Here is a 24003-nt window from a genome sequence, read left to right on the forward strand (position 1 = left end):
ACTCTTTTTGTCATAAAGAGTAAAAACCCTAAAAAAAAGCATCCCCACTTGTCTGGGCATGCTTGTAAATCGTTTATTTGTCGAGGAAGGCTTTTAACATCCATGTATGCTTTTCAAGAGATTGGTACATCGCATTCAGTAAATCCTCTGTACGGTCGTCCCCATCCTCTGCTGCTAGCTCCATTGTGGAATTCAATGCTTTCATGAGCTTTTGGAAATCAGAAATCGTCGTTGCTACCATTTCCTCCGTCGACTCATTTCCTGTTGCTTCCTCTACATAGGATAGCTCTAGATGTTCTTTTAAAGTCGCAACTGGCTTGCCCTCCTTCGAAAGAATGCGTTCTGCAATTTCATCTAAATTCAACGTTGTTTCATTATACAATTCTTCAAATTTTGCATGCAGTGTAAAGAATGCGTGCCCTGTAACATACCAATGATAATTGTGCAGCTTTGTATAAAGTACAGACCATGTTGATACTAGCTTATTTAATTGTTTGTTTAAGTTTTGTGTCATAATTAGTTCTCCTCCAATGTGTCAATTGTTCTAGCCTTTAGTATGCGTTACAAATGATGCTGGCTATACACATATTGTTCCCGCCTAGCAATATTTCAAACATACGCCTACTTACTTGATTAAAAAACAGGACTGTTTTCTTTAAGAAAATTTCAACTATTCTATTAAATTATTTCACTTTCCTAAATAGTTTCGTTATAATGAAATCACTTATATGTAAAGGGGTGTTTATAAATGGAAGTTTTACCATTACGAAAAGATGTTGCAGTAGAAGAAACGTGGGATTTAACTGATTTACTGAAAAATGATGCAGATTTTGAACCGATTTTAGCACAGCTTGTAGAGGAAGCTCTTAGCTTTGAACAAACGTATCAAGGCTCCATTACAGATGCACAAAAAGTTATTGATGTATTAACAGCTTTCGAAAATTTGCAAAAAAGTATCGTTCCAATTGGTACGTATGCGAGTTTAAACCTACAGGCAGATCGAACGGATGATGTAGCTCAAATGCGTTCTGCAAAATTTGGTACAGCTATCGGCAAAATAAGCAGTGCCTTATCATTCGTACGGAGTGAATTACTTGCTTTGGATGAAGGGATACTACAAGAAGCAGCAACATTAAGCCCTCTTTACAAACATTATTTAGAGGAATTATTAAAACGAAAACCTCATCAGCTACATCCAGAAGTTGAAAAAACGCTTGCTGCCTTTAGTTCTACTTTTGATGCGCCATACGAAACATATAATACGACGAAATTAGTAGATATGAATTTTGGTGAATTTGAAGCAGATGGTGAAAAGCATCCGTTAAGCTTTGTCCTTTATGAAAATAATTGGGAGTTTGAAGCCAATACAGAAGTTCGCCGTGCTGCCTTTAAAGCTTTTTCAAGCAAGTTGAGTGATTATCAACATACAACTGCACAAGTTTACAACACACATATTCAACAAGAAAAAACAATGGCGGATCTACGAGGCTTTGATTCCATTTTTGATTATTTACTATTCGATCAAGATGTCGATCGCTCCCTTTATAATCGCCAAATCGATTTGATTTCAAAAGAGCTTGCCCCACATATGCGTCGATATGCAAAATTAATTCAAAAAGCGAATGGCATTGAGCACATGACATTTGCAGATTTAAAAATTGCTTTAGATTCTGCCTATGATCCAAAATTATCGATGGACGAAGCGAAGGAATATGTTGATAAATCATTAGCGGTTATGGGTGAAGACTACAATCACCTAATGGACAGAGCCTTCAAGGAACGTTGGATCGACTTTGCACCAAATAAAGGGAAATCCACAGGGGCATTCTGTTCAAGTCCTTATGGTAGTCACCCATATATTTTAATGTCATGGAATGAACGTATGAATGAAGTCTTTACCCTCGTTCATGAGCTTGGTCATGCAGGACATTTTGCGAATACGTATGCGCATCAATCCTATTTTAATAGTCGCCCTTCCCTATACTTTATTGAAGCACCATCTACTATGAATGAAATGCTGCTAGCGAATTATTTATTGACGCATAATGAAGATGTGCGCTTTAAGCGTTGGGTGATTTCAAATATTGTTTCTAAAACGTATTATCATAACTTTGTCACACACTTACTTGAAGCCGCGTACCAACGAAAAGTATATGAATTGGTGGACGCTGGTGAATCTGTCAACGCGAATATTTTAAATCAGTTAAAACGTTCGGTGCTTGAAGAATTCTGGGGTGATGCAGTGGATATTACGGAAGGTGCTGAACTGACGTGGATGCGTCAGCCTCATTATTATATGGGCCTTTACCCATACACGTATAGTGCGGGCTTAACTATTTCAACACAAGTATCTCAGCGCATTTTAAAAGAAGGTGATGCAGCCGTTGAAGAATGGTTAGCTGTCCTGCAGGCTGGTGGAACAAAATCCCCTGTGGAATTAGCACAAATGGCAGGCGTTGATATTACAACGGATCAACCACTTCGAGATACGATTGGCTATATTGGCCATTTAGTAGACGAGCTTGAGCGCCTCACATTAGAGATTGAGGCTGTGCAACAATCATAAACGTTCTAGAAAACGGTTCTGTGCTTGCAACGTACAGATCGTTTTCTTTTTTTAGTTCTAAGTGAAAACGTGCATACATATACTTGAATTAGGGCGTCCCTCCACACTTTTTAGATATTTCAAAATAGACAATCATTTTTCTTCATACAAAAGTACCGTTATTATTAATAGTACGCAAATTATTTAGCAATATACGATTAACAATTGTCAAAGGAAGTGTTCTAATTATGGTAAAACGTAATGATCCATGCCCATGCGGTAGCGGCAAAAAATATAAAAAATGTTGTGAAGGTAAACAACAAGTAACAGTGGAAACAGTACAAATCGAAGAATTAGAGCGTGTGCTACAAACATTTTACTTAGAGTATCCTGAGCGTAAAGATGTTCGTGCTTATATCGAGCATGTAGGCACATGGCAACCTAAATTAGAGAGCGTGCTACAGCGTGAGCTGATTGAAGCCATCGCTTTAGACGACTTTTTCTTCCATCAAGAGCCATCTATTTGGAAAAGTTATTTAAAGAAAACGAAGAAAAAAGCAGTAAGACCTTCTACAGTAAAAGTACTGGAAGACTGGTCTCACCCTACATTATTTATCGGTACGGTAACTGTTGTTGAGGAAAAATATTTTAAAGCTAGCCATTTACTTACAAATGAAGAGCTTTATATTCGTCGTGAAAATAATAAACCAATTCCGGAAGGCATGCATGTCTTTGCCTTTATTTTACCGGATGGAACGAAGAAATTGACACATTATTTAGCTGTGTCTACATTGATTTTCTTCCCTGAGGACCATTTAAAAGTATTTGAAGAATTCAAGAAAAACTTTGAAGCATCCGAGAAAAAGGTTGGAGCTTTCTTAAAAGAAGAACATCTTGCATTCTGGGAATTACTTGTCTCCAACGGCTATAAAGGGGAAGAATTCACTAATTTTGAAAGCACAGTCCTTACACAAGTAAAAGAATTCTTGGAGCAAAATGATCGTGAAACAGCTCCAATACTTGAGCTATTAGAGGACTATTTAATAGAAGGACAACCTACTGCGCGCAAAGAGGCGGCTATTGCTGCTGGTGCAATTCGTTATGGCCAGGAAAAAGAGCTCTTTGAATCTCTTTCTATGACGGTAAAAGAAATTGCCGCAACTTTTGATATTTCCGCTTCTTCACTTACAAAGTATTACCAAGATTTAAATAGCTATGTCGAAGCAAAATAAAACCTAAAAAAGAAGCTACATTTATTAGCATTTGCTGATAAGTGTAGCTTTTTCTAACGATGCCTATTTATTTACTGTAAACTTTCAAAAGCTCTTCACCTAAAAACTGTAGCTTTTCTCCAATTGAACAAGCTTCAATACAGAAGCGATGAGCTCCTGGTTTACCACGTTCTTTACGTAATTGCTGAATGACTAAGCAATCTGCGCAATACGTATCATGCAGTTCGTCTATATCCTTCATAACCGTCACTTTATCCATGTGAACTCTCGCTCCTTTCACGTCCAAAATTCACTTCCTACTATTATGAAGCGTTCATTTTGAACAAGCAACTATTTTGTTTATCCACTTCAGCAATTTTTTTCAAGCACATTACGACTAGCACATAGGTGTTTTACAGCGTATCCATGTTGTACAATTATATGGAAGTCAAATAGTAAAGTAGGGATGATATGTTAGAGGTTTATATAGATGCTGCTAGTGCAGGTAACCCTGGTCCAAGTGGCATTGGTATATTTATTAAAGGAGAGGGTCAACATATACAAATTAGTGAGTATATCGGGCTAACAAATAATCATATTGCTGAATTTACTGCTTTAGTCCGGGGACTCGAGGAAGCACAAAAGCTTAATTCTACACATGTTTCCGTTCGCTCTGATTCTAAAATCGTTGTCGCTTCTATGGAAAAAGAATATGTGAAAAACGAGGATTTTAAACCTTTTCTAGAAAAAGCATTATCGCTCGCCAACACCTTCGATTTATTTTTTATTAAATGGGTGCCTGATTCTCAAAACAAAGCTGCTGATGCCTTGGCACGAAAAGCTATTCAAAACAATAATCATTAAACCATGCATGCCACAGGACTGTTAACTATAACAGTCCCTTTTCTTTCCTCTTCTATTCAGATACTTAATTTCCCCTGATCCATTATTTTTATGAAATCAATTTAAAGATCATCCTAAATTAGCTATAAAATGCATAAAATTTTCTGATTAATCCAAAACGATATTGACATCCATTAGCCTCGGTGATATCCTTTAACACATTAGTAGTTTAGCAAACGAAAGCGATAGATTTATATAGGGGGAAATTAAGGATGAAACGTATAATCACTTTACTTATGATGCTAACAGCTGTAATTGTTTTAGCAGCATGTGGCACATCAAAAGAAAAATCAGCAGAGAAAGACCCATCTTCAGCTGATCAAGAAACCATCATTATTGGTATTGACGATAAATTTGCACCAATGGGCTTCCGTGATAATAAAAATGAAATCGTGGGATTCGATATTGATTTAGCACGTGCGGCAGCTGAGCATATGGGCGTAGAAGCTGAATTCCAACCAATCGACTGGAAAACGAAAGAGGCTGAATTACTCAGTGGACGTATTGATTTAATTTGGAACGGTTATACCATTACAGATGAGCGCAAAGAAAAAGTATTATTTACAAAGCCTTATCTTGAAAACTCTCAAGTGGTTATGACAAAAGCAGATTCTAAGATTGTGAAATTAAATGATTTAGCGGGCAAAGAAGTAGGCATTCAATCTCTTTCTTCTGCTGCAGATGCATTAAATGGTAACCCTATCCATAAAGAAGTGAAAACCATTACAGAATTCTCGGATAACGTTTTAGCTTTATCAGACTTAAAAACAGGTCGTGTTGATGCCGTCGTAATTGATGCTGTTGTAGCAGAATATTACATGACACAAGAGCCTGACACATTTACATTATTAGAGGAATCACTTGCTCCCGAACAATACGGTATTGGTGTAAAACCAGGGAACGAAGCATTATTGGAAAAACTGCAAGCTGCATTAGACAAAATGAATGAAGATGGTACAGCAGCTGACATTTCAACAAAATGGTTCGGTGAGGATAAAGTTTTAAAATAAGGACAGGATATTTATTGTAAGAGTTTCCTCTGCGAAACTCTTACTCTTTTTGGAGGGACATCACTATGGCAGATTACTGGCAAACTATGATATGGCCGATGCTAGAAGGCGCGAAAATGACAGTTATACTGTTTTTCATCGCCATTCTTATATCGATTCCATTTGGCTTTTTACTAACACTCGCAGTGAAAAGTCGTATTAAACCACTTTCTTGGCTTGCACATACGTATATTTATATCATGCGTGGTACGCCACTATTACTACAATTATTATTAATTTGCTTTGGTCTACCTATGCTGCCAGTAATCGGTGAATATTTAGTATTGGATCGTTTTGTAGCTGCGTGTCTTGGCTTTATTTTAAATTATGCTGCCTACTTTGCTGAAATTTTTCGTGGTGGTTTACTCGCCATCGATAAAGGACAATATGAGGCAGCACAAGTACTCGGTTTATCAAAATGGCAAACAACAACACGTGTCATTTTGCCACAAATGTTTCGCGTAGCATTACCAGCCTTATCGAATGAATCGGTTACGCTAATTAAGGACACAGCCCTGCTCTATGCTGTAGCTGTTCCAGAATTACTACATTTTGCACAAACAGCCGTCAATCGTGACTTTACGATTGTACCTTTCTTTATTGCTGGTGCTATTTATTTAATCATGACGCTGATCTTGACCGTATTCTTTAAATGGCTAGAAAAACGTTTTAAATTTGAATAGAGGTGATCTATATGGCATTGATGGCAGTAACAAACTTAAAGAAATCCTTCAATCAAGTGGAGGTTCTTAAACAAATTTCATTTTCAGTGGAAAAGAACGATGTCATTGCAGTGATCGGTCCCTCTGGATCTGGTAAAAGTACAATGCTTCGAAGCTTAATTCATTTAGAAGAAATTGATGGTGGTAGTATATTAGTAGATGGTGATTATCTTGTGCAGGACGGCGTTTATGCCAAGCCTCAGGAAATCAAAAACCTGACAGCTAAAATGGGGATGGTTTTTCAACATTTTAACCTATTCCCCCACTTAACCGTGCAGCAAAACCTTGAAATGGCCCCTCGCTTATTAAAACAAGAATCAGCTGAAGCCATTTCGAGCCGTTGTCTAGATTTATTGAAAAAAATTGGACTTTCCGAGAAGGCAAACGCCTATCCAGCGAATCTATCCGGTGGTCAAAAGCAACGAGTTGCAATTGCTCGTGCTTTAATGATGAACCCTCAAATTTTATTATTTGACGAGCCAACGTCTGCCTTAGATCCAGAGCTGACAGGAGAAGTATTAAAGGTCATGAAAAGCTTAGCTGAAGACCATATGACTATGATTGTCGTTACACATGAAATGGGCTTTGCGCGAGAAGTAGCCAATAAGGTTGTCTTTATGGATGATGGACAAATTATCGAATCCGACCACCCGGAAAACTTCTTTACGAACCCACAAAACGAACGGACAAAGGCTTTTTTACAAAAGAACCTAAACTAAAAGGAGAGCAGACGTAACTGCTCTCTTTTCATTTCTTTATCAAGCTAAAGTTTCTCTCTTTATGAACAACATGCTATTGAATAAATAATCTATCTTTTAACTATTATTCCAAAAGGTATTTTTAAGAACATACTAATTATCGGATAATTTATATACTCTTGAAAAATATCAAATTTTTTTGATTGTTTGTCTTTTGCTTGTCTAAATAATAGATCCAACATGGAATTACCCATATCATATAAATCAGTTTCATGTTTTCGTTCAAAGGGTTCTGTTTTATTAAATATTGAGTAGTATGTTTTCAGTTTTGTATTTTTTTATTTAATTTTATAAAAGGGAAATATTATTGAATTAAAGAGTGACATTTAAGACTCTCTCAATAGTTGTGAACATGTTTTGAAAAATCTGTATTCTTTCATTAAAGGATTTCTTCTTCATAAAGTTCTTAATTAACATTGTATTGATTTTTAATTTTTCTATCTTTGAAGCTAGTTAAGTCGTCATTAAGTAATTATATTGCTAGTATATCAAGTAATTCTTTTGATTCTTCTTTTGATAATTTAGTATATTTCATATCATTTTCTACCAGAGTTACTTGTTCTTTTGAATTTACATAGATTAAATAATAAGAAGACTTCAACTCCTTATTAGGGTCTATAAAATCAAAAGACATTCTATACTTTAATAGTCCAAATGAATCTTCACTTTTTTCTTTCCATTTAACTTTATTAAGAATTTTATTTATTATTGAAACTTGATCTTTATCTAGGATTTCTAAACTTTCTTTAAAATCTCCATTTTTATCAGCCATCTCTAAAATAATTTTCTTTGTATCATTAGAACATCCCACACATAGAAAAATCAATGCAAATGAAATAATAATTATTTTTTTTAACACATAAATACCCCCTTCTAATTGTATTTCTTATTAAATTTTAGCATTATTGACTTTTATTCTCAATTTATATTAATATGGTATTGTTGTAATATTATGTAAATGGGAGATGGTAATATGAAGAGGAAATTTTCGTTTTTAGTTTTATGTTTAGGAATCTTATTTTGTTTTCAAGTGCCTGAAGGACAAGCTTATGAATTGAATAGCGACAAATTTAGCAATCCAAAAGATGCGTTTTATTGGATAGACCCTACTTTTGATAGTTACAAATTAGGTGGTGAAGTCAAAAATGGAATTCTAGCATGGAATGCGCTCCCTGAAATTAACTTTACGAAAAAAGTACCTACTGCATCTGGTGTAGAAGCAAGTATTGAATACTTAGATAAATACAATGGAAATATTTATGGTCAAAGTTTTGGTAATGGGAGAATCACTATTTATAAAAAATGGCGTGTAGAGTTAGATTCGACTCAAAGAACTGAAACCATAGTCCATGAAGTTGGTCATGAGGCTGGATTAGCACACACACAAGAAAAGAATGATGAAATAGCAGTTATGAGAAGATTAGGCTTTAATAACAAAGCTTATCCTTTAAAAGATGACAAAGCCGGAATCGCAAAAAAATATTGAAAGGAAGGTTAAAAATGAATAAAAAAATTTTTGTATTTAGTGCCGGATTAATAGTTTTATTTAGTGGTAGTTTGCTTATTTCAGAAGGATTCTCTAAAGAAGATGCTAATGAAAATAAAATTATTTCAGAAGATTCTCCTTCAAAACCTAATAGAGTTGACGGTGAGGCTAAAACGGACGGCTTCACTGATTTCAATGAGTTAGCAGAAAAATCACCTATTATTGTTAAAGGAATTAAACAAGAAGATGTACGAACAGAAGTATTTAAATCTAAAATAGATGAAGCAGTAATTGGCGGATATACAGTTGCCGATTTTGAAATTAATGAAGTTGTAAAAAACGCAACTACGAATGCTAAAATTAATTTAGAGCAAACTATTCCTATTGCAGAATTAAATTTTGAATCAGAAGGTACTATTTACAGTGTTAATGGATATGAAAAAATGAATACAGGTGATGAGTATTTACTGTTTCTAACAGACGAACAAGACGGAGTATTTGCTACAAGTGGAGTTACAGTTGGTAAAGTGCCATTGGACACTGATGGATTAGAAATTTACGAAGAAAATTTAGATGATTCAGAACTAGAAATAATTGAAAATATTTTTAATGAAGCTAGAATAGAATTCAATAACTAAATTGATATGTTAAATTTTCAAATCATTTAATAGAGAAAAAGGGTGTTACAAAAATTTCTTCATAATACGCTTTTTCTCTATTTTTAGTGGTTATTTAATTTCGTATTTTAAAGCTCATTAACTTCTAAATTAAACCCTTTAAATGAAACGATTCTTATAGATCTTGTGTTTGTTTTCTCAAGATACTGTACCTTACAGAATAATGTTGGTTCTAGCCATATTACATCCCGTTCCACGCTGGTTACTATTTGATTAGCTATTTCTCTAAATGCTGTTTTCAGGTTTAAATCCAAACTCTACACTTGATACAGGTCTATATTTACTATTTGATTGAACACCTACAATCATTGTAAACGGATTTTCTTTATAACCTAATGTATTGATAAAGAAAATATTGATTGTGAAAATTGATAGAGTCATTGTTTAAATTGTTTATGTGATTAAACTTCAAGCAAAGTCTCGTGCCAAGTTTAAAAAAGCATGGATGGCAGGCGAAATCCACTTTTCCTCATGCCAAAACATTTGGGTGGCAAACGATGTAGCTGTCATATCCCATGGCAACGAGACCAGCTCCCCCCTACTCAATTCTGCTGTTACAGCCATTTCAGGTAAGATCGCGATGCCCATCCCAATTTTCGCACATTGTTTAATGGCCTCCGCACTGTTAAATTCCAATTCGGTAATTCCGCCCATACCCTTTTGTGAAAGACTCCGTTCAAAAAATGTGCGATAGGAACACCCCTTTTCCGTCAGCAAAAAGGTCTCCCCATTAAAATCTTCAATGTCCAATTCAGTACGTGAAGCTAAAGGATGATCGGGAGCTACCAAAATATAAAAGGGCTCATCCTGCATTTTTTCTCCGCAAAAGCCCATCTCGCTTTTGTCCTCATCGAGCATAAAAATAATGTCTGCGTCCCCTTCTCGCAAACACTGTTTCAAATTTGAATGAGACAACGGCCGAAATATGAGCCGAATTCCTGGATAACGTAAGCGAAACAGACGCAAAACAGCAGGCAGACGGTACGTGCACAACGTTTCATCTGCGCTTATGACCAACGTCCCCGTCATTTCGCCTGATTGCTTAACAGCATGCTCTGCTTCTTCAATTTCATCCAATATACGGACTACATAATCTAGAAAACGTCTACCTGCATCGGTCAGAATTACTTTTTTTCCTAATCTATCCACCAGCTTAACACCGAATTCCTCTTCTAATGCCTTCATTTGCATCGTAACCGTTGATGGAACATAGTTTTGCACTTCGGCAGTACGGCTAAAACTGAGGGTCGAAGCAAGTGTATAAAAGGTCTTTAATTGACGCAATTCCATAGTAAATTTCACCCCGTAATTCAAAAAAAATGAACGTTTTATTCAAAAACGTTTCTTTGACTTAACAATAGCATTCTCGTAGAGTAATGACAAGAAAGGCCATTTAATCCATCTTTAATTACGAAAAGGAGTTTTTCACATGAGAGATTATGAACTTTATGAACTGGGAGACATTCAGCTACAATCAGGTGACATACTGCCAAATGCAGTTCTTGCCTATAAAACATATGGGACACTCAATGCAGAAAAGAATAATGTTATTGTTTATCCCACATGGTTTGCAGGTTTGCATACTGATAATGAATGGTTAATCGGAACTGGTAAGGCACTGGACCCAGAGAAGTATTTTATCATCATACCGAATATGCTTGGCAATGGTTTATCTTCTTCTCCAAGTAATACACCAGCACCCTATCATCAAGCAAATTTCCCCCTCATTTCAATTGATGATAATGTGCGACTACAGCATCAATTGGTTACTCAAAAGTTTGGTATTACCAAAATAGCGCTCGTCGTTGGTTGGTCGTTAGGGGCTGTACAAACCTTTCAGTGGGGAGCAAGCTACCCTGATATGGTCGAACGAATCGCTCCATTCGGAGGAACTGCCATGACCAGACCCCATGCCAGGATTGTATTTGAAGGAATGATTGCTGCCCTTCAAGCAGATTCTAGCTGGAAAAATGGTTTTTACACCGAACAACCTAAAGTGGGATTAGCTGCCATGGGACGCGTCTATGCAGCTTGGGGCTTCTCACAGGCTTATTATTTAGAACAGCTCTATCAGCAAGAAGGCTATGAAACGCTGGAGGAATATCTCGTAGATTACTGGGATCAAGTGTTTTTAAGCTTTGATGCCAATGATTTAATCTCCATGCTACGTACTGGCATTACTGGGAATATTAGTGCCAATGCGACGTATGATGGCGATTTCGAGCTGGCATTAAGCAAGATTACAGCTCGTGCATTAGTCATGCCAGGAAGTACAGATCTTTTCTTTCCTCCAGAGGATAATAACTATGATGCACTACATATGCCAAATGCCCGCTTCCTCCCTATTGAATCGAAATGGGGTCATTGTGCAGGGATTGGACAGCATGAGCCAGATTCTGAATTTATAGATCAAAACCTAAAAATGTTCCTGCTTGAATAAAAATTATTTTGCTCTTGACTTTCCCCTGCACGGGAAACTATATACTTCCATTATGATAGAGATTGGAGGTAATATTTTGTTTAAAATTAGTGTGTTTTCTAGGCTAAGCAAAGTATCCTTAAAAACTTTGCGCTACTATGATCAGATTGGTCTATTAAAGCCAAGAAAGGTGGATCATGAAACCGGCTATCGTTACTATTCGGCAGACCAGCTACTTGAAATCAATCGTATTTTTATTTATAAGGAATTAGGATTCACTTTGCCACAAATCATTCATTTGCTCCATGAGGATATTACATTCAAGGATATTCAAGGGATGTTTAAGCTAAAAAAAAGTGAAATCCAACGCATTATCGATATGGAACAATTGAAACTTGCTCGGATTGAGGAGCGTATGCAGCTTTTAGAAAGTGAGGGGCAAGTAGAAACCCTACAAGAAATCAGGATCAAGGCTGAAGATGCCCAGCAGTTCCTTTCATTGAAGGCGCACGGAAGAGAAGAAGACATTCCTGATCTATTTCGGACATTTAATCACATATTACTCAAGGAAACTCGCCAATTGGCTCAAAGTCCTCAGGTCGTTTTATGGCAGGAAATAGAGGATCAGGAAGATGAGTTCGAATTTGAAATCGGTTATTTTTTAAGCCGGGAGCTTCCATCGTATCCAGATACATTTCAATTACGAACACTTCCCCCTGAGCCGATGATGGCAACCATGACCTTTCGCTCGGATTCTCATTTCGCTAGTACAGCCTGTGTAGATTTAGCTAAATGGATTGAAAAAAACAACTATCAGATTAAAGAAAACGAACCTGGTAGGGAAATATATTTACCGTTATCTACGTCACAGGGTGCACAATTAATGGAAATACAAATTCCCATTATAGAGAGAAACTAAAAAGGCGGAGGGAATTGAGTTGAAAAATAATATGATTATCTATATTTTAGCATTTATTGTTTTCCTTATTGGAACTGTTGAGTACATTATTACAGGAGTAATTGAAATGATTGCCGTGGACTTTGGAGTAACCGTTTCGGAAGCTGGGTTATTGGTGACAGTATTTGCCCTCGCTGCAGCCATTATCGCCCCCATTCTAATCGCCCTCACGATCAATATGGACCGTAAAAAGCTACTCATTATAACTATAGGTGTGTTTATTGCCAGCACCATACTAATGTTTATAAGTCCTGCTTATGAAGCAGCACTGTGGATACGAATTATGCAAGGGGTTAGCGGAGGAATTGCTACAGTGGTAGCCATGGCAGTAGCTACACGACTAGTTGAAAAAGAAAAAAGAGGCCGTGCAATCGGAATTATTTTGATGGGTCTAAGTAGCTCACTCGTGCTTGGTGTTCCGATCGGTACCTTTTTTAGTGAGATGTTTGGATGGAGAGTTTTGTTTATTTTGATCGGTTTATTAATGATTCTCCCATTGCTAACCGTATATAAAAGAGTTCCAGCAATCAAAGAAGAAGAAACTGTTACCCTTAGAATGCAGCTCTCTATTTTAAAAGATCCAAAAATTCTCACTGCCCTGGCTATTACTTTATTTTATATCGGTGGATACTCTACTCTATTCACGTATATTACGCCCTTCTTGCAAGCCACATCCACCCTTTCCATAACTGAAATTAGTGGCATTCTATTTCTAGCAGGAATTTGTAGCTTCATGGGATCAAGAATGGGCGGACAATTAGCAGATACAAAAGGTTTGAAATTCACCATTTATTTCGGACTGTTCTTACAGGGAGTAACCTTACTTTTATTCACGCTAGCGGGCTTCCATCTCTTTGTTTTGATCTTAGTTCTCATGATATTTATGCTAGCAACATGGAGTATTTCCCCTGCTCAGCAGTTATTTTTGGTTACCTTGGTACCTCGAAATCCAGACATTGCCCTAAGCATCAATACGTCCTTTATTCAATTTGGTTTTGCGCTAGGCTCTGGATTAGGCGGGCTTGTCATCAGCCATACTTCCGTCCTAAATTTGAATTGGGTAGGATTGGGTGCAGTAATCATTGCTTTATGTCTTGCCATCATGCTATTCAGAACATGGAATAATGGAATGGAAACCTCCTTTGTACCTAAAGAAAATAGTCACTAGCCCTGGTATGCTTGATAAAAATACGTTGTTTTTTTACATAATGACAATACCTTCCATTATTGATACAATTTAATAATACTTTTAATTAAAGGGGAATTCATTATGAAGAAAAAACTCATTTTTAGCGCGGCACTATTATTAAGTCTTGGCTTAGCTGGATGTGGAGAGACCGCTACAAAGGATGAACCAACAAATGATTCTAAACAAGAAGCATCCGCACCAGCTGCAAAAGAAGAAGGTAAATTGACAGAAGAAAAATTCAAACAAATTAAAGATGGCATGACATACGAAGAAGTTGTAAAAATTGTTGGTGCCGAGGGCAATATTATGTCTGAAACGGGGTCAGCTGGTGAACCTCACCACACTGTTATGTACGAATTTGAAACAGATGGCGTCATGTCATCTTCTACAATGATGTTCCAAGGTGGTAAGTTAATCAATAAAGCACAATTCGGTGTTGAAACGTCTGATATCGAAATTACTCTTGATCAATTTAACAAGCTAGAAAATGGAATGACAAAAGAACAAGTATTCGATATTCTTGGTGGCGAAGGTGCGGTTCTTTCTGAATCAGGGGATATCGTTATGTATACGTATAATGGTAAATCCTTAGGTGCCAATGCCTCGTTAATGTTTCAAGGTGGTAAATTAATGAACAAAACTCAATTAGGATTAGAATAAAATCAAACCAGGTACTCATTTGAGTATCTGGTTATTTAGTGTTCTCCCTTCTTATCTAAACCATTTGTTCTCCAATTAGATCAAACTTCAGCAGGTCATTGTCTACCTCCATATAGCCCTAAATCATCAGAAAAAAATCATGTTCTTCCCATTGTAAAAAGTCTCTACATTGTTATTTTATTGACATCTAACTGTAATAATATGATGTTAAAATCATTTTCGTATTAAATTTTAACATTATAGGAGGAAAGAAAGCATGAAGAGCAGTAAAAAGTATCGATGGGGCATGAAATTAGCGGCATTGGCATTAAGCGCATCCGTACTTTTTTCAACAGTAGAATCAGCATCAGCTGCGACCTATACCGTTCAATCTGGTGATTCCTTATGGAAGATTGCCAATCATCACGGTGTATCCTATCAAACATTGATGAACTTAAATCATTTATCGTCTTCCAATATTTATGTTGGACAAAAATTAACGATCAATCAACAACTGTCTACTACACCGAACACGTCGACCAAATTACTACAGGTCGCCAAGCAACAATTAGGTGTCAAATATACATTTGGTGGGGTAAAACCGAGCACAGGCTTTGACTGCTCAGGCTATATCACCTATGTTTTTAATCAAGCTGGTAAGTCTACATCACGTAAAACGGCAGCTGGATTTTATCAGTCTGCTAAAAAAGTAAGTTCACCTCAAGTCGGAGATATCGTGTTTTTTGCTAATACATATAAAGCAGGAATTTCTCATGCCGGCATCTATATTGGCAATAATCAAATGATCAATGCTAGTAATGGAGGCGTTACTATTGCTAATATTAATAACGCCTATTGGAAAAAACATTTCGTTGGCTATGGTCGTTTATAATAAAAGCAAAAAACAGTTGGGTGTGTCCCAACTGTTTTGCTATATATTCACTACTTTTTTCGGCTTTATCTTGGCAAGACGTAGGAGATAAATAATAAAGACCACTCCTAATAATCCGGCTCCTGATAAGTAAACAGAAGCATACCCTGCCTGTACGGCTACCATTCCTAATATATAAGAACCTAGGGCGATTCCGAGGTCAAACATCGTGAAATAGGTTGCTGTTGCGTAACCGCTTCGTTGGATGGCTGTTGATTGAACGGCTAAAGCTTGTAAGCTAGTTGTTACTGCTCCGTAGCCAAAGCCTACAAAAATAGCTGCACTCAAAAATAAGATAGGTCCTTCAACGAAGGCTAGCATGATAAGTCCGATAGCAAAAGAGATAATACCAGGAAGTATGACAAATTGAGGCCCCTTTGTATCATAAAGTTTACCTGTATATGGGCGTGTAATTAACATAGCTGCTGCAAACACGGCATAAAAAAGACTGGCAACCGCCATTAAATCTTTCTGCTGTGCATAAACCGATAAAAATGATAAAACACTTGCATAGGAAAAAGCTACTAAACTAGCGATGGCTGCAACGGGCAAAGCCTTACGCTCAAATAAATCGTGGAAGGTGAACGTTAATTTCCCTTTATGTGTTGGCTGCGGTAAATCGTCGGTATTAACCGTTAATGCTAAAATTCCCCCAGCTAATATACAAATACTCATGATAATAAATAACACGTTAAAAGTGCTATATTGAATTAATAAGAGGCCGATAAATGGCCCAATGACAACAGCTAGATTGGTAGACATCGTGAAATACCCTAAGCCTGCTCCTTTTCGCTTAGCTGGTACAATATCTGCAGCTAATGATCCTGCGGCTGTTGTAATAATACTAAAGAAAATCCCCTGAATAAAACGAAGTCCAAGTAAAAGTCCAAATGGATGTATGAATAAATATAAAACAGTACAAATAAAATAGCCGGCTATGGATAGCACTAGCAATTTTTTCTTTCCAAACACATCTAATAATTTTCCTGAAAATGGACGCACAATAATCGCTGAAAGTAAAAAACCTGACAATAATAAGCCAGCTTCCTTATCCGTTTGGTGTAGTTCACCGATGGCATAAAGCGGCAAAGTCGTTACTAGCCCATAGAAAACAAAAAAGACTGAGATATTTGTTAAAAAGAGACTAATGAACCGCTTTGTCCATATTTGTGTATTTTCCTCTTGCTGCATGTCAATCAACCTTTCATTTTTTCCAGTAATATCATAAACTGCTGCTGTTCCTCAGCCGTCAGTGATCCTACCATTTCTTCCTCAAACGCTAAAATCGTTTCTGTAATGGCTGGTAAGCGCTCATTGGCCTGTTCAGTTAAGGTTACAATTTTTTCACGCTTATCCTCCCCGTCTAATCGTTCCACCCACCCTAAAGTTTCTAATCGTGTGATAGCTCTGGTGATGCTTGGTGCCTCTACATTTAAATATTTCCATATTTGCGTTAAGGTCATAGGACCGTTTTTATGTAAGCAATATAAAATGGTCCACTGTGAGCTATATAAATGATGCTGCTTCAAAACTTCATTTAAGCAGTTCGTTAAATACCGGCTTTTTTGGAATAAAGCATGGAATATTGGATTCATATGATCTACCTCCTAAAATTATTTACCTAGCTAAATAAACTATACGCTTCATTTTTTTCTTTGTAAAGTAACTAATTTGGCAAAAGGTCGTTCTATGTTTGCAGGAAATTTTTTGCTTCTGTCGAATTAAGCAAGGAGATTCACAATGAAAAGGAGATGGAATCATGGGGAAAAAGGTTTTAATACTAGCAGGAGATGCAGTAGAAGCTTTAGAGATTTTTTATCCTTATTATCGTTGTCTTGAGGCAGGTTTTGATGTCACAATCGCTGCACCATCCGCAAAGAAATTACAAACTGTCTTACATGACTTTGTAGAGGGCGTCGATACGTATATTGAACGTCCTGCCTATGGCTTAGAGGCACATGCTTCTTTTGCAGATGTTGATCCATCACAATTTGATGGATTAATAATTCCAGGTGGTAGAGCGCCAGAATATATTCGTTTAAATGAGCATGTACCAACACTTGTTAGCCATTTCTTTGAAACCAATAAACCGATTGCCGCCGTTTGTCACGCAGCGCAAATTTTTGCTACCATCCCCGAAATACTAAAAGGACGCGAACTAACAGCTTATATTGCCTGCAAGCCTGAAGTCCAAATAGCAGGAGCCACTTATATTGATGCCAATCTTCACATAGATGGAAACTTAGTAAGCGGACATGCTTGGCCAGATTTACCAGGGCTTATGCGTGAATTTATTCAAAAATTAGAGGGATAAGCATTGAGGATGCCTAAGCATAGGCATCCCCTTTTTTATGACTGGCTTTCCTGTAATTCGATTTTTTCTACTTCTTGCGTAGAGGTTAAATAACTAATTCTTACATGAACCCCAAATTCTTTGTCAGGTTGCTTCAGCCAAAGCTTAAATTTTTCAATGGTTGACGCCCCATTTACTTCCTTGCCCTCATGTAAATAATCCACAATCTTGGCATGAGGATACTTCCCCTTCACTTCTTCTACCGCCATCTTTCCCCACTTCGCATAGGCAGGTGTTTCTTGCTGTGCCAAAACCATCTCAGGGATATGTAATGGCACGGCAAACAGAAGACCAAGCATTACATACACTTTTTTCACAGAAAACCCTCCTCATTAGACGGTATAGAATGATGAACCAAGTAAAAAATAAGAGCTCCAAAAGCTTTTACTTATGGAGCTGGAGTGTTTATTGTTTTGGCTGTTGAGGATTATTATGAATAACTTGGTTGAACTCTGCTGAGTATTCTTCCCGATCATTCTTTTTATGTGTATCCTCTTTCTTTTTCTTTTTAAAGCTTGTTTTTCTTTTCTTCGCCATTGCTTACACCTCCAAATAATAATTAGCTTTTTTTATTGGATTGTTGATTTTTATCATGATTCGTTTTATTGTTTTTATTTTTGGCTTTCGCATCAAATTCTGCCGAGAACTCCTCATTCAAGTTGTCATTCGGGTTGTTATTATTACTATTACTTCTATCGAGGTCTTTGCTTTTGTAGGTGCCAAAAGGATTATGCGTTCTGGCATTCATTGTTTTTTTGCTGTTTTTATTATTTCGGTTGCCCACAGATATCACCTCCTATCTATAATTTGCTCAGGTACTACCGTTTATATGAGGTCTTTTTTTCGGGCATTTTTGTAAAAAAAAATGAACACCACTAACGCCAGTTAGTCATGTTCATTCTTATTTTTTAGACAATTGTATATTCCGTTATATTTAGTAATGCTCCCACAGCTCCAGAAAAGCCATGATCATTAATAAAGACAGGTGTATGCTTTTTTGTTCGTGTATAATTGGCAATTACGCGGGTAAGATGCTCATTATTGCTGAGAGTCGATCCAATATAGACGATATGCTGTGTATTTTTTTCCTCAGCATATTGAATACTTAATGTTGTAATCACTTCGCCAACAAGTCCCTGGACAGTGGCAATAATATCCTCAGCAGGATGCTTCAATGATTGTGTAATACCTACTTTACCAAAATTACTAGCCGTTAAATGACCATCAATCGGTGTGTCCATTCCTTGATAAATGTCCTTTACCAATAAATCGATACTTTCTCGATTACCGTTAGCAGCCATTTCACGAATTTCATTATAGTCTGTAATGCCTGTTGTAAGCGCTGACAATCCTATTAATGTACCGCCACCAACGCCTGTCCCACCAACGCGTATATGTGTATTATCTTCCATATAATGTATAGAAGTTCCTGTTCCGATATTAGTAATCATACTACGTTCAAACAAGTAGCCTTCTTTATTTAATAAAAAACGAACACCTTTTAATGTAGCTTCAAATTCTACTATATAATGAATCGATTTCATCATTTTAATGACATCAAGTAATTGTTCTGTACGTCCCCCCGTCACACCAATATCCTCAATATCTGGATGGTCAATAATCCAATTTTTCACAGATAGCAAATCATTTGACGGGAAGGTTGTTAGAATAAGTTCATTGTCTTCATCTAAAAAAGCAACCTTTGTCAATGTGCCACCTGCATCAATACCTATAGCCTTTGGCATACTATTCTCCTTTGTGTTTATTACGTAATCTCATCTACCTAATGACCATTACGCTAGTAGTCAGGCAACTATTTAAGTTTCATGCCTTCATTGGTGTCAAGGATTTTGCAAGGAGTTTTTGTGTGCCAAAACCCTGACTAACTAGTTAATATACGAAACCATAATGCTTCGTACAGTCCCCCAAATCTTGTAATGACATTTTCGCCCTTTCTAAACTTTAACGCTGTTGAAATGATTGTGCAATAACTTCATAAACAATCATGAAAAAAACACGAAAATTATCAAAATTTTTCTAATCAACAGCGGAATCTTGACGAATTATAATACTTTAACATCATTCTACTAAAAAAACAAAAAAAGTGAAAATGCACTGCTTGAACACAGGCATTTCCACTTTCTTATTCTTTAGTATTAATTAACGAGCTGAATAACCACCATCAATAACTAATTCAGCACCTGTAATATAAGACGCTTCATCGGATGCTAAAAATAAGATGGCATTCGCTACTTCTTCTGGTTGACCAAGACGTCCCATTGGCGTAGTTTTTACTAACATATCCATAGCTTCTTTTGCTTCCGATAATTTTGCTGTCATCGGTGTTTCAATAACACCTGGGAATACCGTATTGACACGAACATTGAAAGCACCAAGCTCGGAAGCTGCTGCACGAGCGATTGCACGTAAAGAACCTTTAGATGCCGTATATGCATTGAAGCCTGCACCAATAATCGCTGTGTAAGATGATGTATTAACGATAGAACCCTTTCCTGCTTCCTTCATATAGTTAGCTGCATGTTTTATGCCAAGGAATGGACCAAAAGCATTGATATTATGCATGATTGTCCAGTCCGCTTGTGTAATTTCATCTGGACCTTTTTCGGAAGAAATACCAGCATTGTTAATTAAAATATCAATACGGCCATATTTTTCGACAATCGCTTTTGTCACTTCTGCCCAGTTTTCGTCAGAAGAAACATCTAATTTCATACCCTCTACATTTTCTAGCTCTGAAATTTTCGCTAGGTTCTCCTCGTTAATATCCGCTGCAATGACTGTAGCCCCTTCTTGTGCAAACAATTTTGCCATCGCTGCCCCCATTCCAGATGCTCCACCTGTAATCATTGCGATTTTATTATTTAAACGTCCCATTACTTTATACTTCCTCTCACTTGAAATTTGTCTGTCGTACTAGTATAAACCGACACGTTTAGACCACAATAAAGGTATAGGTTTAAATAGTTTACTATTAAACTATATCATTTTTAGTAACCGTTTTCAAAGAATATCTCCATAATCATGAACAATCTGTTTTATCTTTCCCCATTTTTACGATACGATATACTATAGATGTGGAACCATTTGAACGGAGGAATACAAGTGAAAGATCAAAAAAGACTTTATAAAGAGGCGATGCAAGTTTTAAAAGACACAAGTCGTACTTTTTATATACCTATCACTTTCTTAAAAAATGATTTAAAGGTATCGGTAGCAGCTGCCTATTTAGCAATGCGTGCCATTGATGAAATAGAAGATCATGAACAGCTTTCCAATGATGTGAAGTTTGATTTATTATCAGCAACTAGCGACCTTTTAAAGGACACATTTAATGATGAGGCGTATCAAGAATTGTTAGCGCCTTATGCGGCACAGTTACCTGAGGTAACCCTTCGCTTAGCAGATTGGCTAACATTCTGCCCTGAGGAATCACGAAAAATTGTCCAAGCCTCTACAAGTGAAATGGCCCTTGGTATGGCGAAGTGGTCTAAAGCGAATTGGCAGGTGCAGACACGCGAGGATTTAGATGATTATACATACTACGTAGCAGGGCTTGTTGGGACAATGCTGTCTGAGCTTTGGGCGTGGGGTGCAGACATTCAAACAGATCGAGATTTAGCAATTGGCTATGGCCGAGGTCTCCAGGCTGTCAATATTTTACGCAATCAGCATGAGGATCTAGATGAGCGTGGCGTAAGTTTCGTTCCTGACGGCTGGACACGCGAGGACTTATTTGCTTATGCAGAGGAAAACCTCGCAAAAGCTGATCTTTATATGAAAGATATTAATAAACGCACCGTATTATTATTCTGTCGATTACCACTTGCATTAGCGCATAAAACATTGAAAGCCATGCAAGATGGTCGTGAAAAAATTACACGAACAGAGGTTGAACAAACGGTCGAAGAGGTACAGGCTGACTGATGAGTGGCCTACTTTTCTAGCATGACCCAATAAGATGCACAACCTATAAAACCCCTGTATGAGAATTTTCTCGTACAGGGGTTCCTTTTTGAGCAACACTTATTATATAAAGGTTTGTGTTACACAAAGGGCAATAGCTAGTTTCAGATTTTTTATAATGAAAAAACTCCATAGAAATCCCCCATTTGTAAGCTTTTTTGGCTTGCACAAAGCTTCTATGCACAACAAAAAAGCTTACAAAATACTCCCCACAGATAAACAGATGTTTTTATCTGCCTACCTAATAGGGAGCATCTTACACGCTTAGGGGTTTCTTTGCTTAAATAGTAGCAAGAAGCTGCACAATAATTTCATAGCTAAAAAAGACTGAAAGCATTGTTAACAATGTAAACACTACTTTTTCAACTTTACTACCTGTTTTTGTAGTAAGTGGTAAACGCACCGAAATGGATACTGGGAAAAATAGCTTAACACCCTTTTTGGTCCCCATATCCAGTAAAACATGACTTGCCATCCCTAATAAAATACCTATTGTAATGGATTTATACGGTATAAATGTATGTAGTAGCATCCCAATCAAAAATAAAAACAGTAAACTATGTGTAAAGGAACGATGTCCAAACAACGAATTAACCATTTTTGAAATGATGGGAAGCTTCCTTCCGATTTTGCTACCACCATGGCAAATATCTGGAAGTAATGCACCGATAACGCCTGCCCCTACCAAAACAAGCGGATTATCATTAGAAATTTGTGCAAAGGCTAGACTTGCTGTAATGCCCCCAACAATATGGGTATTCCCTTGCATAAATTACTTCCACCTTTCTTACGCAGTTTGCGAACCTTCTTAATGTAACATACATATGCCCAAAAGGGAACATACATTCCGAACGTACGATCTAAAATATTTTCATCCAATAATTGTATAGCCATAAAAAATATGGTTAAAAATAAGAATGGAGGTTATTTATGAAAGCGTATAGAGGACTACTACTTATTATTTTGGCGATGGGAAGTAGCGCATGCCTTTGGTATTTTGCTACACCGCTGACACCCATTCATCCACTGAACAAGCTTGCCCATATTATTGGGGGTTTAGCGATTACAGGACTCTTCCTTGTATTTCTTTTCTCTACAAGAATGAAAATATTAGAGCGCTGGTTCCATGGGCTAGAGCGCCTAAATTTTTATCATAAAGTTTTGGCCATGTTTTCACTTGCGTTCATCCTTATCCATGGACAATTGCAAAAGATGGTTCCAGATGAAGATCTGCCACAAACATCTTTTCGTGAATGGGCGAAAGAGCTTGGTGAGCTCGCACAATATGGCTTTATTATTCTGATCGCCCTCGCATTCCTAGCAAAATTTTTAAAATATGAGCATTGGCGCTGGCTACACCGCTTATTGCTGCTCCCTTATACATTGGGCATTTACCATACTTATTTTTCGAGCGAATATGATTTATTACAGCCTTCAGCATTAAGTATTTTCACAGCTCTTACGGCAACCATTGGCTTTATGTCTGCCCTGTATATGATGACCATGTATCAAGATATGTTCTTCCCATATAACGGAACTATTTCCAACTTTCAAAAACTGAATGCCCATGTTATCGAATTAGAGCTAACCCTCACGAAAAAACTTCATTACCGCCCTGGACAATTTCTCTTTCTAAAAATCTTTCAGGAAGGTATTGAAAAAGCACCACACCCCTTCACTATTTCTGGTGGTCATGGAGAAAAAATTAGGGTGACGATTAAAGCAGTCGGCGATTTTACTAAGCAGGTCTACAATGAAATACAAGTGGATACCCCTGTTGCCATTGATGGTCCTTTTGGCCATTTTGACTTTGCCAAAGGAGCCAATCAACAACTTTGGATTGCTGGGGGCATTGGCATTACGCCATTTATCGCCTATTTGCAAACAAAGCCAACCGAGAAAATCGATTTATATTATTCCTTTCATGGTGTAGATAATATTGTTTATAAAGATTATTTACTGAATTATGCGCAATCCAATGAGCAATTTACGGTCACTTTTATAGATACAACTCAGGTGGAAAGACTTTCTTTTGACCAGCTGACCATACCAGCTCATACAAGTATTTATCTATGTGGACCCGAAAAAATGATGAAGCACTTCAAATCGTCCTCTCCTACTAGCCATATAGAATGGGAGGCATTTAAATTAAGATAGTGAGGGTTGCCCTTCAGACTGT

Annotated in this window: 29 protein-coding genes; 16 read left to right on the forward strand and 13 right to left on the reverse strand. The window is 37.0% G+C overall.

Annotated features, from left to right (window positions below):
* Positions 1–73 precede the first annotated feature (73 nt).
* Positions 74–514, reverse strand: coding sequence for a Dps family protein (locus AC07YC_RS07275; RefSeq protein ID WP_494918913.1), 441 nt, complete (start codon positions 512–514; stop codon positions 74–76).
* 234 nt (positions 515–748) lie between these two features.
* Between AC07YC_RS07275 and pepF the strand changes: the two genes are divergently transcribed.
* Positions 749–2566: an oligoendopeptidase F gene (pepF, locus tag AC07YC_RS07280; protein WP_494918914.1), complete on the forward strand. Its 1818-nt coding sequence runs from the start codon at positions 749–751 to the stop codon at positions 2564–2566.
* A gap of 227 nt (positions 2567–2793) precedes the next feature.
* Entirely contained in the window at positions 2794–3777 is a 984-nt protein-coding gene (locus AC07YC_RS07285; protein WP_336636518.1) for an SEC-C domain-containing protein, read from the forward strand.
* 67 nt (positions 3778–3844) lie between these two features.
* Here the strand turns inward: AC07YC_RS07285 and AC07YC_RS07290 are convergent, their stop codons facing one another.
* The gene (locus tag AC07YC_RS07290; RefSeq protein ID WP_012293843.1) at positions 3845–4036 is read right to left on the reverse strand and encodes a zinc-finger domain-containing protein; all 192 of its coding nucleotides are present in this window, start codon (positions 4034–4036) and stop codon (positions 3845–3847) included.
* Between the two features lie 191 nt (positions 4037–4227).
* On the opposite strand from AC07YC_RS07290, the gene AC07YC_RS07295 reads away from it, so the two are divergent.
* From AC07YC_RS07295 to AC07YC_RS07310, 4 genes are all read left to right on the forward strand, one after another.
* Positions 4228–4620: a ribonuclease HI family protein gene (locus tag AC07YC_RS07295; RefSeq protein ID WP_494918916.1), complete on the forward strand. Its 393-nt coding sequence runs from the start codon at positions 4228–4230 to the stop codon at positions 4618–4620.
* A 251-nt stretch (positions 4621–4871) separates the two neighbouring features.
* On the forward strand, positions 4872–5669 hold the full coding sequence (locus AC07YC_RS07300) for an amino acid ABC transporter substrate-binding protein (protein WP_494918917.1): 798 nt from the start codon (positions 4872–4874) through the stop codon (positions 5667–5669).
* 65 nt (positions 5670–5734) lie between these two features.
* Positions 5735–6391 carry an amino acid ABC transporter permease gene (locus AC07YC_RS07305; RefSeq protein WP_008181970.1) on the forward strand — a complete coding sequence of 219 codons (657 nt, stop codon included), beginning with the start codon at positions 5735–5737 and terminating at the stop codon, positions 6389–6391.
* Positions 6392–6402: 11 nt separating this feature from the next.
* A complete protein-coding gene (locus AC07YC_RS07310) occupies positions 6403–7149 on the forward strand; it encodes an amino acid ABC transporter ATP-binding protein (RefSeq protein WP_107921818.1) in 747 nt (248 codons plus the stop codon).
* A gap of 511 nt (positions 7150–7660) precedes the next feature.
* Here the strand turns inward: AC07YC_RS07310 and AC07YC_RS07315 are convergent.
* Complete coding sequence (locus AC07YC_RS07315; RefSeq protein WP_494918918.1) at positions 7661–8047, reverse strand: hypothetical protein; 387 nt, start codon at positions 8045–8047, stop codon at positions 7661–7663.
* A gap of 114 nt (positions 8048–8161) precedes the next feature.
* Between AC07YC_RS07315 and AC07YC_RS07320 the strand changes: the two genes are divergently transcribed.
* Positions 8162–8674, forward strand: coding sequence for a zinc metalloprotease (locus AC07YC_RS07320; RefSeq protein ID WP_494918919.1), 513 nt, complete (start codon positions 8162–8164; stop codon positions 8672–8674).
* A gap of 14 nt (positions 8675–8688) precedes the next feature.
* Positions 8689–9312: a hypothetical protein gene (locus tag AC07YC_RS07325; RefSeq protein WP_494918920.1), complete on the forward strand. Its 624-nt coding sequence runs from the start codon at positions 8689–8691 to the stop codon at positions 9310–9312.
* A 264-nt stretch (positions 9313–9576) separates the two neighbouring features.
* On the opposite strand, the gene AC07YC_RS07330 is transcribed toward AC07YC_RS07325, so the two are convergent.
* Both AC07YC_RS07330 and AC07YC_RS07335 read right to left on the reverse strand, forming a co-directional pair.
* Positions 9577–9732 (reverse strand): hypothetical protein, encoded by a 156-nt coding sequence (locus tag AC07YC_RS07330; protein WP_162817395.1) that lies wholly within the window; start codon positions 9730–9732, stop codon positions 9577–9579.
* A gap of 27 nt (positions 9733–9759) precedes the next feature.
* On the reverse strand, positions 9760–10641 hold the full coding sequence (locus tag AC07YC_RS07335; RefSeq protein WP_494918921.1) for a LysR family transcriptional regulator: 882 nt from the start codon (positions 10639–10641) through the stop codon (positions 9760–9762).
* A gap of 139 nt (positions 10642–10780) precedes the next feature.
* On the opposite strand from AC07YC_RS07335, the gene AC07YC_RS07340 reads away from it, so the two are divergent.
* The 5 genes from AC07YC_RS07340 (at position 10781) to AC07YC_RS07360 (ending at position 15448) form a co-directional block, all read left to right on the forward strand.
* Entirely contained in the window at positions 10781–11791 is a 1011-nt protein-coding gene (locus tag AC07YC_RS07340; RefSeq protein ID WP_336636521.1) for an alpha/beta fold hydrolase, read from the forward strand.
* A 76-nt stretch (positions 11792–11867) separates the two neighbouring features.
* Positions 11868–12689, forward strand: a complete 822-nt coding sequence (locus tag AC07YC_RS07345; protein ID WP_494918922.1) for a MerR family transcriptional regulator — start codon at positions 11868–11870, stop codon at positions 12687–12689.
* Positions 12690–12708: 19 nt separating this feature from the next.
* Complete coding sequence (locus AC07YC_RS07350; protein WP_494918923.1) at positions 12709–13896, forward strand: MFS transporter; 1188 nt, start codon at positions 12709–12711, stop codon at positions 13894–13896.
* A gap of 102 nt (positions 13897–13998) precedes the next feature.
* Positions 13999–14577: a DUF3862 domain-containing protein gene (locus AC07YC_RS07355; protein WP_494918925.1), complete on the forward strand. Its 579-nt coding sequence runs from the start codon at positions 13999–14001 to the stop codon at positions 14575–14577.
* A gap of 256 nt (positions 14578–14833) precedes the next feature.
* Entirely contained in the window at positions 14834–15448 is a 615-nt protein-coding gene (locus AC07YC_RS07360) for a C40 family peptidase (protein ID WP_336636525.1), read from the forward strand.
* Positions 15449–15487: 39 nt separating this feature from the next.
* On the opposite strand, the gene AC07YC_RS07365 is transcribed toward AC07YC_RS07360, so the two are convergent.
* Positions 15488–16678: an MFS transporter gene (locus AC07YC_RS07365; protein WP_036127806.1), complete on the reverse strand. Its 1191-nt coding sequence runs from the start codon at positions 16676–16678 to the stop codon at positions 15488–15490.
* A 5-nt stretch (positions 16679–16683) separates the two neighbouring features.
* Positions 16684–17082 (reverse strand): MarR family winged helix-turn-helix transcriptional regulator, encoded by a 399-nt coding sequence (locus tag AC07YC_RS07370; protein WP_233300855.1) that lies wholly within the window; start codon positions 17080–17082, stop codon positions 16684–16686.
* Between the two features lie 164 nt (positions 17083–17246).
* Between AC07YC_RS07370 and AC07YC_RS07375 the strand changes: the two genes are divergently transcribed.
* Positions 17247–17801 carry a DJ-1/PfpI family protein gene (locus AC07YC_RS07375; protein ID WP_494918927.1) on the forward strand — a complete coding sequence of 185 codons (555 nt, stop codon included), beginning with the start codon at positions 17247–17249 and terminating at the stop codon, positions 17799–17801.
* Between the two features lie 35 nt (positions 17802–17836).
* Here the strand turns inward: AC07YC_RS07375 and AC07YC_RS07380 are convergent, their stop codons facing one another.
* From AC07YC_RS07380 to AC07YC_RS07400, 5 genes are all read right to left on the reverse strand, one after another.
* On the reverse strand, positions 17837–18157 hold the full coding sequence (locus tag AC07YC_RS07380; RefSeq protein WP_336636528.1) for a DUF3889 domain-containing protein: 321 nt from the start codon (positions 18155–18157) through the stop codon (positions 17837–17839).
* Positions 18158–18245: 88 nt separating this feature from the next.
* Positions 18246–18377 (reverse strand): hypothetical protein, encoded by a 132-nt coding sequence (locus AC07YC_RS07385; RefSeq protein WP_004269370.1) that lies wholly within the window; start codon positions 18375–18377, stop codon positions 18246–18248.
* 22 nt (positions 18378–18399) lie between these two features.
* Positions 18400–18624, reverse strand: a complete 225-nt coding sequence (locus AC07YC_RS07390; protein WP_336636529.1) for a hypothetical protein — start codon at positions 18622–18624, stop codon at positions 18400–18402.
* Between the two features lie 124 nt (positions 18625–18748).
* On the reverse strand, positions 18749–19585 hold the full coding sequence (gene coaW, locus AC07YC_RS07395) for a type II pantothenate kinase (RefSeq protein ID WP_336636530.1): 837 nt from the start codon (positions 19583–19585) through the stop codon (positions 18749–18751).
* A gap of 415 nt (positions 19586–20000) precedes the next feature.
* Complete coding sequence (locus AC07YC_RS07400) at positions 20001–20735, reverse strand: SDR family NAD(P)-dependent oxidoreductase (RefSeq protein ID WP_336636531.1); 735 nt, start codon at positions 20733–20735, stop codon at positions 20001–20003.
* A gap of 228 nt (positions 20736–20963) precedes the next feature.
* On the opposite strand from AC07YC_RS07400, the gene AC07YC_RS07405 reads away from it, so the two are divergent.
* Entirely contained in the window at positions 20964–21785 is an 822-nt protein-coding gene (locus tag AC07YC_RS07405) for a squalene/phytoene synthase family protein (protein WP_494918929.1), read from the forward strand.
* A 319-nt stretch (positions 21786–22104) separates the two neighbouring features.
* Here AC07YC_RS07405 and AC07YC_RS07410 read toward each other — a convergent pair whose 3' ends face one another.
* On the reverse strand, positions 22105–22593 hold the full coding sequence (locus AC07YC_RS07410) for a metal-dependent hydrolase (RefSeq protein WP_336636533.1): 489 nt from the start codon (positions 22591–22593) through the stop codon (positions 22105–22107).
* A 161-nt stretch (positions 22594–22754) separates the two neighbouring features.
* Between AC07YC_RS07410 and AC07YC_RS07415 the strand changes: the two genes are divergently transcribed.
* A complete protein-coding gene (locus tag AC07YC_RS07415; protein WP_494918930.1) occupies positions 22755–23981 on the forward strand; it encodes a ferredoxin reductase family protein in 1227 nt (408 codons plus the stop codon).
* Positions 23982–24003 lie beyond the last annotated feature (22 nt).

It is taken from the genome of Lysinibacillus sp. GW247-5R2A (genome assembly GCF_059424475.1).

Excerpts from the sequence above, each read along its gene's own strand:
- AC07YC_RS07300 (WP_494918917.1), top strand. The coding sequence starts at position 4,872 with ATGAAACGTATAATCACTTTACTTATGATGCTAACAGCTGTAATTGTT.
- AC07YC_RS07365 (WP_036127806.1), bottom strand. The coding sequence starts at position 16,678 with ATGCAGCAAGAGGAAAATACACAAATATGGACAAAGCGGTTCATTAGT.
- AC07YC_RS07375 (WP_494918927.1), top strand. The coding sequence starts at position 17,247 with ATGGGGAAAAAGGTTTTAATACTAGCAGGAGATGCAGTAGAAGCTTTA.
- AC07YC_RS07305 (WP_008181970.1), top strand. The coding sequence starts at position 5,735 with ATGGCAGATTACTGGCAAACTATGATATGGCCGATGCTAGAAGGCGCG.
- AC07YC_RS07285 (WP_336636518.1), top strand. The coding sequence starts at position 2,794 with ATGGTAAAACGTAATGATCCATGCCCATGCGGTAGCGGCAAAAAATAT.
- AC07YC_RS07370 (WP_233300855.1), bottom strand. The coding sequence starts at position 17,082 with ATGAATCCAATATTCCATGCTTTATTCCAAAAAAGCCGGTATTTAACG.
- AC07YC_RS07290 (WP_012293843.1), bottom strand. The coding sequence starts at position 4,036 with ATGGATAAAGTGACGGTTATGAAGGATATAGACGAACTGCATGATACG.
- AC07YC_RS07410 (WP_336636533.1), bottom strand. The coding sequence starts at position 22,593 with ATGCAAGGGAATACCCATATTGTTGGGGGCATTACAGCAAGTCTAGCC.
- AC07YC_RS07355 (WP_494918925.1), top strand. The coding sequence starts at position 13,999 with ATGAAGAAAAAACTCATTTTTAGCGCGGCACTATTATTAAGTCTTGGC.
- AC07YC_RS07340 (WP_336636521.1), top strand. The coding sequence starts at position 10,781 with ATGAGAGATTATGAACTTTATGAACTGGGAGACATTCAGCTACAATCA.
- coaW (WP_336636530.1), bottom strand. The coding sequence starts at position 19,585 with ATGCCAAAGGCTATAGGTATTGATGCAGGTGGCACATTGACAAAGGTT.
- AC07YC_RS07325 (WP_494918920.1), top strand. The coding sequence starts at position 8,689 with ATGAATAAAAAAATTTTTGTATTTAGTGCCGGATTAATAGTTTTATTT.
- AC07YC_RS07415 (WP_494918930.1), top strand. The coding sequence starts at position 22,755 with ATGAAAGCGTATAGAGGACTACTACTTATTATTTTGGCGATGGGAAGT.
- AC07YC_RS07335 (WP_494918921.1), bottom strand. The coding sequence starts at position 10,641 with ATGGAATTGCGTCAATTAAAGACCTTTTATACACTTGCTTCGACCCTC.
- AC07YC_RS07320 (WP_494918919.1), top strand. The coding sequence starts at position 8,162 with ATGAAGAGGAAATTTTCGTTTTTAGTTTTATGTTTAGGAATCTTATTT.
- AC07YC_RS07330 (WP_162817395.1), bottom strand. The coding sequence starts at position 9,732 with ATGACTCTATCAATTTTCACAATCAATATTTTCTTTATCAATACATTA.
- pepF (WP_494918914.1), top strand. The coding sequence starts at position 749 with ATGGAAGTTTTACCATTACGAAAAGATGTTGCAGTAGAAGAAACGTGG.
- AC07YC_RS07295 (WP_494918916.1), top strand. The coding sequence starts at position 4,228 with ATGTTAGAGGTTTATATAGATGCTGCTAGTGCAGGTAACCCTGGTCCA.
- AC07YC_RS07275 (WP_494918913.1), bottom strand. The coding sequence starts at position 514 with ATGACACAAAACTTAAACAAACAATTAAATAAGCTAGTATCAACATGG.
- AC07YC_RS07360 (WP_336636525.1), top strand. The coding sequence starts at position 14,834 with ATGAAGAGCAGTAAAAAGTATCGATGGGGCATGAAATTAGCGGCATTG.
- AC07YC_RS07400 (WP_336636531.1), bottom strand. The coding sequence starts at position 20,735 with ATGGGACGTTTAAATAATAAAATCGCAATGATTACAGGTGGAGCATCT.
- AC07YC_RS07310 (WP_107921818.1), top strand. The coding sequence starts at position 6,403 with ATGGCATTGATGGCAGTAACAAACTTAAAGAAATCCTTCAATCAAGTG.
- AC07YC_RS07385 (WP_004269370.1), bottom strand. The coding sequence starts at position 18,377 with ATGGCGAAGAAAAGAAAAACAAGCTTTAAAAAGAAAAAGAAAGAGGAT.